General features: G+C 57.4%; 10 protein-coding genes. 7 read left to right on the forward strand and 3 right to left on the reverse strand.

The features are described 5' to 3' along the window. Nucleotides 1-25 precede the first annotated feature (25 nt). From ACWHXP_RS08465 to ACWHXP_RS08480, 4 genes are all read left to right on the forward strand, one after another. Nucleotides 26-829, forward strand: a complete 804-nt coding sequence (locus ACWHXP_RS08465; RefSeq protein ID WP_489634023.1) for a transporter substrate-binding domain-containing protein — start codon at nucleotides 26-28, stop codon at nucleotides 827-829. 290 nt (nucleotides 830-1,119) lie between these two features. Next, nucleotides 1,120-3,885, forward strand: coding sequence for a type VI secretion system Vgr family protein (locus ACWHXP_RS08470; protein WP_489634022.1), 2,766 nt, complete (start codon nucleotides 1,120-1,122; stop codon nucleotides 3,883-3,885). Nucleotides 3,886-3,894: 9 nt separating this feature from the next. Beyond that, nucleotides 3,895-6,081, forward strand: a complete 2,187-nt coding sequence (locus tag ACWHXP_RS08475) for a M23 family metallopeptidase (protein ID WP_489634021.1) — start codon at nucleotides 3,895-3,897, stop codon at nucleotides 6,079-6,081. A 599-nt stretch (nucleotides 6,082-6,680) separates the two neighbouring features. After that, nucleotides 6,681-6,974, forward strand: coding sequence for a hypothetical protein (locus ACWHXP_RS08480; RefSeq protein ID WP_489634020.1), 294 nt, complete (start codon nucleotides 6,681-6,683; stop codon nucleotides 6,972-6,974). Between the two features lie 4 nt (nucleotides 6,975-6,978). Here ACWHXP_RS08480 and ACWHXP_RS08485 read toward each other — a convergent pair. Next, nucleotides 6,979-8,078, reverse strand: a protein-coding gene (locus tag ACWHXP_RS08485) for an IS3 family transposase (protein WP_489634019.1) whose coding sequence is annotated in 2 segments (ribosomal slippage) — nucleotides 6,979-7,826 and nucleotides 7,826-8,078 — 1,101 coding nt in all. Because the reading frame shifts where the segments join, the coding sequence is not laid out codon by codon here. Nucleotides 8,079-8,627: 549 nt separating this feature from the next. Between ACWHXP_RS08485 and ACWHXP_RS08490 the strand changes: the two genes are divergently transcribed. From ACWHXP_RS08490 to ACWHXP_RS08500, 3 genes are all read left to right on the forward strand, one after another. Beyond that, on the forward strand, nucleotides 8,628-9,113 hold the full coding sequence (locus tag ACWHXP_RS08490) for a YncE family protein (protein WP_489634018.1): 486 nt from the start codon (nucleotides 8,628-8,630) through the stop codon (nucleotides 9,111-9,113). A gap of 69 nt (nucleotides 9,114-9,182) precedes the next feature. Next, nucleotides 9,183-9,623, forward strand: a complete 441-nt coding sequence (locus tag ACWHXP_RS08495) for a hypothetical protein (RefSeq protein WP_489634017.1) — start codon at nucleotides 9,183-9,185, stop codon at nucleotides 9,621-9,623. A gap of 83 nt (nucleotides 9,624-9,706) precedes the next feature. Beyond that, complete coding sequence (locus tag ACWHXP_RS08500) at nucleotides 9,707-10,207, forward strand: hypothetical protein (protein WP_489634016.1); 501 nt, start codon at nucleotides 9,707-9,709, stop codon at nucleotides 10,205-10,207. A gap of 45 nt (nucleotides 10,208-10,252) precedes the next feature. Here ACWHXP_RS08500 and ACWHXP_RS08505 read toward each other — a convergent pair whose 3' ends face one another. Then, the gene (locus tag ACWHXP_RS08505; RefSeq protein ID WP_489634015.1) at nucleotides 10,253-11,620 is read right to left on the reverse strand and encodes a hypothetical protein; all 1,368 of its coding nucleotides are present in this window, start codon (nucleotides 11,618-11,620) and stop codon (nucleotides 10,253-10,255) included. A gap of 106 nt (nucleotides 11,621-11,726) precedes the next feature. After that, nucleotides 11,727-12,812: a nucleotide excision repair endonuclease gene (locus tag ACWHXP_RS08510; protein ID WP_489634014.1), complete on the reverse strand. Its 1,086-nt coding sequence runs from the start codon at nucleotides 12,810-12,812 to the stop codon at nucleotides 11,727-11,729. Between the last annotated feature and the right edge of the window lie 112 nt (nucleotides 12,813-12,924).

Here is a 12,924-nt window from a genome sequence, read left to right on the forward strand (position 1 = left end):
ATATTCATACGAGGAGACCAAGAAAATGACATCCAAACACCGCCTGCTGGCCCTTTCGATTGCACTCAGTCTGGGCGTGCTGGCCAACGCGCCGGCACAGGCCGATGCACTGGCCGACATCCAGAAGGCCGGCGTGGTGCGCATCGGCGTACCGCAGGACTTTGCGCCTTTCGGTTCCGTCAATACGGACCTGCAATTGCAGGGGCTGGACATCGATGTGGCCAAGCTGATCGCCCAGAAAATGGGCGTCAAGGTGCAACTGGTTCCGGCGGCCAGCGCCAATCGCATCGCCTACCTGCAGACCCACAAGGCCGACCTGGTGATCTCCACCCTGGGCAAGAATGCCGAGCGTGAGAAGGTGATCGATTTTTCCCAGCCCTATGCACCCTACAACAACAGCGTGTTCGGTGTGGCCAGTGTGGCGGTGAGCGGCCCTGCGGACCTGGCCGGCAAGACCGTGGGCGTGGCACGCGGTACCTTCCAGGATTTGCAACTGACCGACACGGCGCCCAAGAGCGCCACCATCAAACGCTACGAGGACAACAACGCCATGATCTCGGCCTATGTCTCGGGCCAGGTACAGCTGGTGGGCACGGGTGACTTCGTGGCCTACGCCCTGGCGGAGAAGGCACCCAACAACAAGCCGGTGCTCAAGTACATCATCCAGGAATCGGCCTGCAACGTCGGCTTGAACAAGGGCGAGACGGCCTTGTTGGGCAAGGTCAACGAGGTGCTGACGGCGGCCAAGAAGAGCGGCGAACTCAATGCCATCGTGCAGAGATGGCTCAATGTGCCGCTACCGGCGAAGATGGCCAGCACGTTCCAGTAAAGAGCAAATCTGGTTGAAGCTTCATGTCGCCATGCTGCGGCATGAAGCTTTATTTTTCTTGCCCATATTTCAGTCATGAATTAACGAACTTTTTCGATGGAGGGTGAAGGCCAGGATTGGCAAAATGCACGGCACAAAAATGAGCGGGCTTAATGCTGAGCGCCGCTGCCATGCAGCAGTCGATACGGGGGTAGCACGGGGACAACTTGATGCCAGCGTGGTGTTGAAGACCAACACACGTTCATTCGCAGTACAGCGCGAATGGCGGACCATCAAGATGAGGCTATCCCGTGACCCAAGATGCAGCACCGCCCGGCAGGCAGCACAGCGCGCCCGTTGCACCGCGCTTTCCTTCCACACTCCTTTCTGGCTTCCCCTCTTCGCTCTTCGGCCCCGGCCTGTCGCAACACGCGCGCCTGATCAGGCTGGACAGCGCGCAAGAAGCCGGTCTGTCTGAATCCCTGGTCGTGGAGTGCTTCCACGGCCAGGAGAGCGTCAATGACAACTTCCAGTTCGACATCGATGCCCTTTCGGTTTCCACCGATCTCGATCTCAAGCAATTCATCGGCACCGAGCTGACCCTGCGTCTGCTGCAGGCTGACGGCAGCCGACGCGCCTGGCATGGCTACTGCACGCAGGCTTCATGGCTGGGTGCTGATGGGGGACTGGCGCGCTACAGGCTACGGCTGGAATCCTTCCTCGCCTTCCTCGACCGCCGCCGCGACAGCTTCCTGTTTCAGGACATGAACGTTACCGACATCGCCAGCGCCGTCCTGAAGGAATACCCGCAAGCCAATTTCGCTCTGGATGTCACCCAGACGCTCACCAAGCGCGACATCTGCACCCAATACCGCGAGAGTGATTTCGCTTTCCTGCGCCGCATCCTGGCCAGCGAGGGCCTGAACTTCCGCTTCGAGCATCAACAGGAGGGTGAGCAAGGCCAGGCCTCCGGCCAGCAACAGGCGCGACACAAGCTGGTCATCTTCGACCGCGAGGCCAAGGCACCTGATCTGCCCGACGGCGATACGCGCATCCGCTTTCACCGTATCGCTGCCACCGAGGCCAGCGACGCCATCACCGACTTCAGCGCCGTGCGCAGCGTGCGTTCCAACGCAGTGGCGCTGGCCAGTTGGCATCCCGAGAAGATTTCTTCACCGTCGGCCGAAGAGAACTCCAGCCTGGATGCCGGTGAAGTCCCTGCCTTGGCGGTCTACGACGGCACCGGCCAGCAGGACTTTGCAGACCAGGAGGCGGCCGCGACCCATGCGCAGTTGATGCTGCAGGCCTTGGAAATGCAGAACAAGCGCTTTGAGGGCGCAGGTGCGGCACGCCAGCTCAGTGCAGGAACGCAATTCACGCTGAGCCAGCATGAGCGCTATCCCGAAGGCGAGAACCGCTTCAAGCTGCTCTCGGTCAGCCACAGCGCCCGCAACAACTTCGACAGCAACATTGCCCAGATCCTCGATCAGATCGCCCCCTCCTCGCTGGGAAACTTGTTCGGCAAGACGCCCTCTTCGGCCAGCGTATCCGAGGACGACCTGAAGGCAGGGACCTACCGCAACAGCTTCGTGGCCGTGCGTGAGGTAGTCCCCATCGTTCCTGCTGCAATCACGGAGCGCCTCAAGCCAACGGCGCGTGGCACTCAGACTGCGCTGGTGACCGGCCTGCCGGATGCGGCCGTTACCACCGACCGCAATCACCGCGTCAGGGTCCAGTTCCACTGGCAGCGCGGGAAGTCGCCCAATCCGGGCGGCTTGCGCGAGACCGGCAATCTCGATGACAAGGACGGCAATGCTCCCGGCAACGACGCCTCCGGCACCTGGGTGCGCGTGGCAGAAGCGCAGTCCGGCCCCAACTGGGGCAGCCAGTTCACGCCGCGCATCGGCAGCGAAGTGCTGATCGATTTCATCGAGGGTGACATTGATCGTCCCGTCGTGGTCGCACAACTTTACAACGGCAATGATGTGCCGCCCTTCCCGGCAGGAGCCGAGTCTGACGCCAACCATGCCGGCACGATTTCAGGCTGGCACAGCACGGCGCATGATGGCAGCGGTTTCAATCAATGGGTGGTGGACGACACGCAGTCGCAATTGCGCATGCGTCTGGCCTCGAGCCAGGGCAAATCCCAGCTCAATCTCGGCCATCTGATCGATCAGGCAGATACCGGAGCCCAGCGTGGCAACTATCGCGGCCAGGGCTTTGAACTGCGCACGGACGCTTGGGGCGTAGTGCGCGGTGCGGAGGGCTTGCTGATTTCCTCGACGGCGCGTCCGGTTGCAGGTGCCAGCGTCACCAGCACGCAGATGGATGCCCACGAAGCTGTGGCGCAGTTGAAGGGGGCGCAGCAACTTGCGCAGACCATGGGCGAGGCGGCCACACAGCAGCAGGCGCTGCACAGTGCGGACGCCTTGCAGGCCAAGACCGATTTCATCTCTGTCATCGACCCGCAGGATCAGGGCAAGCATCCGGCCAGCGTCAATGGTCAGGACGCATTCAAGAGCCAGGCGGGTTCCCGCGAGAGCGACAGCGCGCAACCGGTCGAAAAGTTCAGCAAAGCCGCGGTACTGATGGAGTCACCAAGCAACGTCAACTGGGCCAGTGCGGCATCCACCGTGCTCTACGCTGGCGAAAACCTTCACTGGACCTCACAGGGGGATATCCACTGGACCGCCGCCGATACCGCCAGCCTCGCGGCCGGCAAGGCAGCCACGCTGTTTGCGCACGACGGCGGCATCCAGGCCTTCGCCGGCAATGGCCCGGTTTCCTTGCAGGCGCATACCGATGCGCTGGAGATCCTGGCTGACAAGGATGTGAGTGTCGTCAGCGTCAATGAAGGCATCGAGATCAAGGCGCGCCAGAAGATCGTGCTGCAGGCGGGGCAGGCTTCGGTGACGCTGGAGGGTGGGAATATTACGTTTGCTTGTCCGGGGACGTTTTCGGTGAAGGGGGGAGCGCATGCTTTTCCTGGTGGGGCAAGTGCAGCGGCAAGCCTGTCTCCTTTACCGAAAAGCACCGTGGATGCAAAAGGTTCGCGGAAATTCTCGTTCTCGCGGTAAGGATTCAATATGCTCATCAGCCCGCCTTTTCTTCCTCCTCATCTTGATCAAGCCGATGATGCCTATCTGGAGAGGGCCATGCGTAGCCCGGAACATGGGAATTTCCCGGTCAGCCATAAACTCTCGTGGCACGGAGGCTTGCATTTGGAAGCTCCAGCTCGTAACAACGGTCGAGAACCTGTTCGGGCCATTGCCGATGGCATCGTCGCTTACGTTCGACAACCAACAGCGCGCCCTGCCACCGCTACTGAAGATGAAAAGCATGTACTCGGCTATATGGGATGGACAGATGACGGCTGCATCATCATTCGTCACGATTCCACGATCGGAGCCCAGAACGATGCAGAAACGCCAGTACGGTTCTACTCCATCTACATGCATCTGCAGACGATACGCGGCATCAAGGCTGGCCAAACAATTTATCGCAAGGCCGAGTTGGGCAGTGCTGGCTCATTTGAGGGGCACGCCAACATCATCCACTTTGAGATCATCTGCGACGACGACAACCTTAACAGACTGCTCGGCCGAAATACGGGTGACCTCAACATCACGACAAACGGTCGTGCCGATGCGGTCTTTGGTGAAATTTACTTCAGGTTACCAGCCAATACCCTGCTCTACTCACAGCGACCTCCTCTGAATGAAAAAACTGGCGTCGGTGGAACTGTATTGACCGAAGTCCTACTCGTGGGACTTCGTTTTGGAGGTGGACATGGTCATGTCAGTACCTATCGCACGGATGGCACCCGAGTAGGCGCAGTGCTGAAGGAAAATGAAGCTGAATACGAACTTTACCGCCAGGCTGGAAAAATCGTTCAGGCGTACAGAGCCGCACGAGCCAGCCAAGTACCGTCACACAGCGCAGTCTACGAGTTGCTGCGATTCGGACGGATCTTGGGACCGGATCCCCTGATGCCAAGTGACACGCCACACTGGCGGCAGATCTCCACAGCGGATGCAAAAGGATGGGTGAATCTGAACGCCACTGGCGTTTTCAAGTACAGCGATGCCGATGCGCCCCAGTGGGCGGGCTGGCAACTACTGAAGGACTATGAAGACCAGAACAGCCGTTGCGATCTTGACGCGCTTCGCAAAATGCTGGACGAAGACGGTGACATGATCACGACCCGGGCCGAGGCGGAACGCCGCATGAAAGACATAGAGGTCCAACGGCTCATGCGAGGGATGGTGTGTAAATTTCCGATCGAATGGCAACGAGCGGGCGTCGCGCAGCGGTGGAATTGGCTGACCAAGGAAGGACCGAGCACCGAGAGTAGCAAAACGCCAAGCCTGACGAAAAGTACTTACCTGTCACTCGCCGACTTCCCTACTTTTCAGCGTCATGTGGAGGCATTGGCATTCTGGGAACATGCTGTGCTCGACGGTATCGACGCCGCACATTGGCACTTTCATCCTAGGAAATTCATTGAACACTTCAGGAAATGCGGCTGGCTAAGCATTGGGGAAATGAAGCGAATTTATGCGGACAATGAGAGCCTCTATAGAGATGTAGGTCTGTCCGGGGAAAGCGTCAAAGAAAGATTCCGCCTCAGTCTCAATCTCGTCTTTCGGAAATATCTTCTCAATACGCCCGTCAGAATGGCCCATTTTTTCGGCCAAACCGCTCAAGAGAGCTATTTCTTCATGGTCACACGCGAGGTGGCTATTACCGCCAGCAGGGCGATAAAGGAAAACCATATCTCGATACAGAGCGAAGAAGCCGGATATCTTCAGATCACACCAGATAATCGGAAGCAACTAATGTTTTTTGCCGAACGTGGCCAGAAAGGTTACTACGAGGGACGTACTGACTTGGGCAACAAGGATACGGGCGACGGCATCAAGTTCCGCGGACGGGGCATGAAGCAATTAACTGGGCGCTATAACTATTCAGAGTATTGGGTATTTCGTGGTTGGCTTGATCGTAAATCTTATGTTGCAGACTGGACCAATAGTGGAGGAAAAGGGCCGGTGATTAGCAATCCTCAAATTGTGAGTGATGTCCCATATAACGCTGTGGATACGGCTGGCTTCTACTGCGCAAAGACTAATATCCTGAAAGCAGCAGATGGTGGGGCGACAGCAGAAGCCTCTTCCGCTGTAACTCGGTTAGTTAATCCTCATGAACGACCACTAGCTCCGAGACGATTGACCGAAACATTGATTTTCTACCGGGTATTAAGTGATGAAAAATAAGATTTTGATTTTCTCAATACTATTTTCAGTGCTTCCTGTTTCTGGCACGGCTAACGCCGCGAATTCCGAATCTCGCAGTTCGTTCAGCAGCGGGAAGAATTTGTTTTCGTTCAAACAGGGAAGGCGGACGGTTAGATTTCATCTCGACATCCACGTCAATGGATGGTCCATCAACTGCACAAGAACTCGGGCCGTCGTCTGGGGAGTCGATCTTGGCCTAAGTCAATCAGGTGTACCGTCAGTAAGCAAGGTTTACATCATTAACCTTGATAGCAGAAAAATCATTAATCACTACACGATCACACGTGGTCCATTTAGTGCCGCATTCAGCGCGGATCATAGAACGGTGATAGTAGATGACTATGTAGTAGACCAAAATTCGGGAAAAGTGCTGAGCATGACGGATAACGTAAAGATAGCCACTGAAGCTTGTCCATCATTCCCCGGAAAACATTCGGAATAAAAGTAATTGATTAGTAATTCCGAAGCAGGTCAGCTCCGCAACACCACCTACGCAATTCTCATCGCCCTTGCTGCTCATCAGGCCAATGCAAGCGCAGCCATGGCTTGGCCATTAACATCAATTTGGAGAAGAATGAATGACACTCCGTAATACCGTGCAAGCGATCCTGATCACCCTTGCTGCCACCCAGGCAAACGCAAGCGAAACCACGTCGTCGACTCAGACATTCTCACCATGTCAGCAGGTAAAGATAAAGGATAAGAGCTTAACGCTTACAAACTGCACGCAGTCAGACAATGTGACTTATGCCACTTATGAACGCGCAGAATCAATCTCTGGGAGTGCTAATGAATTTGATAAAGAAAGAGCCATCATCGCGACATCAACCGACAAACAACATCTTCTGATGACCTGCGTCGGTAATTTGTAGCCAGTCAGGCAGTGAGTCGGTTGTCGATCATATTCGATTCCAGCCAGGCTCGACGGACCGTAGCTGGAGGTTGGTACTGATGTGCGCTATGCGGCCTGCGCTCGTTGTAGAACTGACGCCATCTTTCAATCAGCACTTTTGCCTCTGCCCGGCTGCGGAACCACTCCCGGTTAAGCAGTTCGTCACGCAGTTTGCCATTGAAGCTTTCTACAAATCCGTTCTGCCATGGACTGCCTGGCGCAATGAAGGCTGGGCCAACGGAGGCATCCCGCAGCCAGCGCATGACCTTGGCCGCTGTGAACTCGGCTCCATTGTCCGACCGAACGTAGGCTGGCTTTCCATGTAACCGCATCAGTCGCGAGAGCGTCAGGATGACATCCTGGGAGCGCAAACTGGCAGCAACTTCGATGGCCAGGCATTCCCTGGTGTATTCATCGATCACGCACAGCATCTTCAATGAGCGTCCATCCACCATCTGGTCATGAACAAAGTCGTAGCTCCAGACCGAATTGGGCTTGGTTGCTCCAGGTAGCCGAATGTCGTTGCCGCATCGACGCCTGCGAGGGCGCTTTCGTGGAATGCCCAGTTTTAGCGCGCTCCAGAGCCGTCGCACTCGGGACTCGCCCAATGCCAGCCAGGCAGACATACGCCGATAGCCGAATCGAGGGACCTCTTGCGATGCCGCGATCAGCTGCTGCGTCAGGCTCCGATCCTTTTCAGGTTGTAGCAACTGATAACCCGCTACCCGCCGGCTCAGTTCCAGATAACGACATGCCTTGCGTTGCGACAGCCCCCGACGAGTAAGGACTTCCAGCGCTTCGCGCCGGCCCGCGGAGGTCATCATTTTTTTCGGCTTAACTCCTTCAAGCCATCAATCACCAGCAACTGTTCCGCCACCATGCGTTTGAGCTTGTCATTCTCGGATTCAAGATCTCTGAGCCGCCGCGCGTCCGAGACATCCATACCGCCAAACTTGTTTCTCCAGCGGTAAAAGGTCTGCTCAGTAATGTTGTGGCGCTTGCACAGATCTACCGTCGCAATCTCCTTGCTCTCTGCTTCTCGCAAGATGCTGATGATCTGTTCGTCCGTAAATCGCTTCTTCATTGAGTTCTCCTTGGCGTTAGCATAAAGAACTCACTTAGCCGGTGGCTACAAAATTCGTCTCAGGTCGCTGAAACAGTCAGGATTTCGCTTTAAATCGGGAGAGCCCGTTTTTAATCAAACAAAGCTTGAAGTGATTATTTCTCCTGATTCCGTATCAAAGCGGAAAGCTATCCGGACGCTCGCAGAGCGAGGTTGGACAATAAATGAAGAGGATATCGAATATTTTTCTCCGCACGATAGAGGTTATGTCATGAGTTGCTTCACTGCATTCAAGGGCCACGAAAAGACGAGCGTCACCGTCGCCCAGTGTTTGGACTATGGTGAACTTCAAAGCTTCAAGCAATTGCTAGGAAAAGTTCGTATTGCACAATAAAGATATCAATACGATTTCCGGCACGGAGCGATCGGTTCCTCAAACATGTCGGTACAGAGTGCATGATTCTGAATTCGCTTGTAACTGTATGCTGCCGCCTCGTTTCATGAAGTTTAAATCTGCGCAGCCTTGTTCCGCCGTGACCGCATGATCAATTGAAATCAAGACCTCCAACCATGCGCTCGATGCTGACATCACACTATTCGCTAGCTCTCTTTCTTTTCGCACTCTTCAGCTGTCCTGCGAGCGCTGGAGCCGAAACTCCCAAACATCGCAGTGCCTTCCGCGCTGTCGGCAACCAATTCGCCTTTGAAGCGGGCAGACGCACTGTCGCCGTCCAACTGGACATCCCGGTGAATCAATGGGCCGTCAACTGCGCCCGGACCCACGCCATCGTCTGGGGAATCGACCAGCGCAAGCTACCGATGGGCGTCCCGCCATTCAACAAGATCTACGTCATCGATCTCCGGCGGGGCAAGCCTGTCGGTCACTTCACGCGCACGCGTGGCCCTTATGAGGCCCGTTTCAGCGAGGATCAAACAATGGCGATCGTCGATGACGAAGTCGTGGATCTGGCCAAAGGGAAGGTGGTCGGGTATATCTACGACATGAAACTTGATGATGAGACCTGCCCGCCTTTCCCCGGAAAGCAGTCAGGCTAACAATTACCGACTCCTGCTGCTCTCATGATGTCGAGGCGCAAAAGGCTCAAGCTCAGAAATTTATGAATCATGAAAATACCAGGCACGATACTTTCTTTCCTTGGCGGGGCCGCTGCCGCAAGTTTGCTGTTCTGCGGCTACCTTGTCTGGAAGCCCGCTACCGTAAAAATCCATCGCCTGGCCGCACCGCTGCAACTCGGCACGAAGGAGGCTTCCAATGGACTTTTACCGGTTGGCACAACGCTCTATTACGACACCTCGTTCCCTGAAGGATTTTCCCGCTACAAGATCTACGTCAACATCGACCGCATGCCGCTGCCGCTGGAGAACCTGCCGGATCCGACCATGATCGCCCCGATAGAAGCAGCTCCTTTCCGTCAGGACGCGCTGCTGAAACTTCTCAAGAATCGCCCCCTTACCAGAAAGGATCTCGATACGATCCTCAGCACGGACTATCTGACCAAGGACGAGATCAAAGAAGTACTCAGTGAATTTGTGGCATCAAAATGACCTAAGCACACAGCTGTAGCTCCCGGCCTTCAAGCGAATGCCGGAGCGTTGATAAATGCATATTTTGAATCAGCCTTTCCTTCATGAAAAGAACTGCTCTACTGATCATGGCTACCGTTTTGGGCATCGCCACGGCCCTGCTCCTTGCGAGCGCAACAAAAGTCGAACAATCATTCCCACCGCTGGAAGTGCAAGGCACAACGTATCAAAATGCCTGCACAGCGCCTGAGCGTTCAGAGCTGCGCCGCGAACTGCCGCACGAGGCGCATGAATTGATCGAGACCTTGCTCTGCGCAAGCAAAACCCCCGCCCGCAAGGCCTATCTCAAGCAACATGTCACGCCCAACGTCAATGCCGAATACAGTGGAAGCGGCCAAGAGGACATACAAGAAGTACTTCAAGTTGACGACGAGCTGCTCGATCACCTGATGAAAGCCGGTGAAGCCTGGCAAGTCACCACAACCGTCACCGATGAGCAAATTGAGGTGATGTTCTTTGCCGACGAAGCCTGCGTGGAAAGCCGCAGCCTCCGACTCGACCAGAGAAAATGGCTGCTCTACGGGCTTGGCGCAGGATGCGATTAAGCATCGCGACAGCGCCGCCGACCCCGTCAGCGCTGCGTCCACTCATCAGAACTTGCTCGACACCCCCAACCCCCACTTGCGTTCCGCATCCCCGCTATCGGGCAGCAAGCCGTTCGAAAAATCCAGGCTCAGGCCCACGTTCTGGTTGAAGTTGTAAGTCAGCACCGACTTCCAGTAATGAATGCTGCGATTGCCCTGCAAAGCCTTCAACCCGGTATAGGTCGTGGTGAAATCAAATGGCAAGGCCGGATTGGTGGAAGACAGCGTGAACCCCGCCTGTGCCCCCAGCCGGATGAAATCCCGGTGCTGGTCGTAGACATCCGGATCCCCCCGGTTGATGTAGATACCGTTACGGCTCTGGCCGATCAGAATTGGCTTGAACGCCAGCCCGTTGTTCCAGCGCAGGAAATCGTTGAGCACCCCCGGGCGGACCGGCGTAAGCGTGAAGTTGACCGTCAGCAGGCGGCTGCCGTCGGTATTGTTGACCAGGTAGTCGGGACGCGCCGTCAGATCCTCCGTATTGGCCGTATCCGCATGCGCGAAGTGGAAGGCGGACAGCATCCCGACCTGGCTGGTGCGCGTCGTGGTGATCTCGGGATTGCCCGTGTCATAGGTGGTCACCCGGTTCTGCTTGAAGCCCACATAAGGCACCGCCTCATAGGTGCTGCCCGGCTCGCCCATGGGCCGCTTGTCCAGCGAATACCCGGCAAACACCACGACATCATTGGTACGCGATTGCGCCACATCGTCATTGGCCAGCGACACCCTGGCCCGGTCGACCGAGGCGAAAGCCGCCTTGTTGCGATGATCGATGGAAAGCTGGTCAGGATTGCCGCGAATGCGTACATGGTCCATCCAGCCCGCCTGCTGAGCCTCCTGAGCCTGCGCCGTGGCTGGCGCGGCGGGTGCGGCCGCTGGCGTCGATGCAGGAGCCGGTGCCACGCCCATGCGCAAGGCGGCATCTGCATGGGCCAGCCGCGGAGTGGCATCGGCCGTCGTGCAGCGCAAGGCCACGCGGCTGTTGTCGCGGAAGAAGGCGATGACATCGCTGCGGCCACTCGGCTGGAAACGGGCATCCTTGCCATCCAGCAGCGATTGCACATCGGCCGCCATGTGGTCGACGTTGCAGCTGTCGCCCTGGCAGGCCTGTCCCCCTGACTTTTCCGTGGCGCGCTTTTGCAGCAGCCAGGCGACCAGCGCACGCGGCGAGTTCAGCGGCGCTGGCTCCTTGCCGACCGACAGATAGGCGGTACTCACGGGATAGGTACGGATCAGCGTGGCAGCCAGCTGGTCCTTGTCCAGCGTTTGCTCGGTGTTGCAGAAACCTGCGGAATCAGCGGCATGGGCCGGGTTCAGACTGAAGGGAGCGGCCAGCAGGATGGCGGCGACAGGGAGAGGGAATCGTCGTTGCATCGGATCGAAGGGAGTCAATACAGAAAAAGCGGGAGGAATGGGATGCGGACTTCAGGTCCGGCAAAAACAGCAAGGGCCGGGAAGACCGGCCCAAGTCAATGCGAATTCAGTCCTGCGCCAGCGGCAGCCCGGGCAGCGGACGCAGTTCCAACTGGCCCAGCAGATACGGCTGGATCATCAGCTTGTAGCTGTCCAGGTCAAAACCCTTGAGACTGGCGGCCGGACGGCTGGCCAGTTGGCGGTTGTCCCGGTCCAGCGAGCCCAGATAACGCCAATGATCGATGACATGCACCTGCTGCCAGCCATCACCCTGCTCTACCAGGGCCATCGGGCCAGCGTAAGGCCAAGGCAGGATGCGCAAGTCTTCCAGCGCCTGCATCAGGCGCTGCTGGTGCTGTTCATGCGTTTCTTCACCGGTGCAGGCACCGCGGCAACGGCGGATCTGGCGGCCGAAGCAGGCCATGCCGATGCCATCGGGCTGCTCCAGACCGGTGGCAATGGAGCACAGGCCATGGCGCTCGACCATCTTTTGCAGGGCTTCCTGCGCCGCACGCTCGCTGGTATAGATGCCGAACAGATTCTCGGCACGGCTGAATTCACGTTCCTCAACCTGGGCCACCTGCGGCTGGCCGACCTCGTTCAGGCGCAAGGTGAACAGTCCACGCTTGGTGCGCTGCTTCTTGTTGTGCGACGGACGCAGATCACGCAGCAGGCTGCTTTCCAGCAGGGCAGCGCCCAGCTCACCGGCGGTGCGACGGCATTCGATGCGGCGGGTCTGGCCGATCAGGAATTGTTCTTCATGATTGTGCAAATGGGCCAGCACGCGGCTGCGCAGGTTCACGCTGCGGCCCACGTACAAAGCCTGATCGTTCACACCACGCAAAATGTAGACGCCGCAGGCTGCGGGCAAGGCTTCAATGCTGGCGCGGTCGATATGCAGCGGATAGCTGAACGTGGCAGCGCGATGGGCCGCCGGCTGCGGTGCATTGAAGGTGGCGCGGGGCAAGCCCGCGTGGCGCAGGCCGCGCTGCCCTTCCTGTTCCAGCAGGCGATCCACCAGCGCCGCCGGCAACTTGCGCGGCTGGGCAACGTGCAGCGCGGCGGGAGCCTGAGGCATCAGGCCCGGCATCACGGCTTGCAAGGGGCGGGTAAACAGCTGGGTCAGCGAAGTGCGGTGGCTGATGGTATTCATGGCGCTGGCCAAATCCTTCTTGTTGTTCATGTCACGGCGGGGCGTGCTCTGTCAGGTTGCAAACGGACCGGCTAGCCGCGTCCATCAAGTTAAAGTGGATTATGAAGTTTGC

The sequence above is a fragment of the Herbaspirillum sp. Her2 genome, from assembly GCF_057961375.1.

Coding starts and splice junctions, on each gene's coding strand:
- ACWHXP_RS08465 (WP_489634023.1), top strand. CDS start 26: ATGACATCCAAACACCGCCTGCTGGCCCTTTCGATTGCACTCAGTCTG.
- ACWHXP_RS08475 (WP_489634021.1), top strand. CDS start 3,895: ATGCTCATCAGCCCGCCTTTTCTTCCTCCTCATCTTGATCAAGCCGAT.
- ACWHXP_RS08480 (WP_489634020.1), top strand. CDS start 6,681: ATGACACTCCGTAATACCGTGCAAGCGATCCTGATCACCCTTGCTGCC.
- ACWHXP_RS08490 (WP_489634018.1), top strand. CDS start 8,628: ATGCGCTCGATGCTGACATCACACTATTCGCTAGCTCTCTTTCTTTTC.
- ACWHXP_RS08495 (WP_489634017.1), top strand. CDS start 9,183: ATGAAAATACCAGGCACGATACTTTCTTTCCTTGGCGGGGCCGCTGCC.
- ACWHXP_RS08500 (WP_489634016.1), top strand. CDS start 9,707: ATGAAAAGAACTGCTCTACTGATCATGGCTACCGTTTTGGGCATCGCC.
- ACWHXP_RS08505 (WP_489634015.1), bottom strand. CDS start 11,620: ATGCAACGACGATTCCCTCTCCCTGTCGCCGCCATCCTGCTGGCCGCT.
- ACWHXP_RS08510 (WP_489634014.1), bottom strand. CDS start 12,812: ATGAATACCATCAGCCACCGCACTTCGCTGACCCAGCTGTTTACCCGC.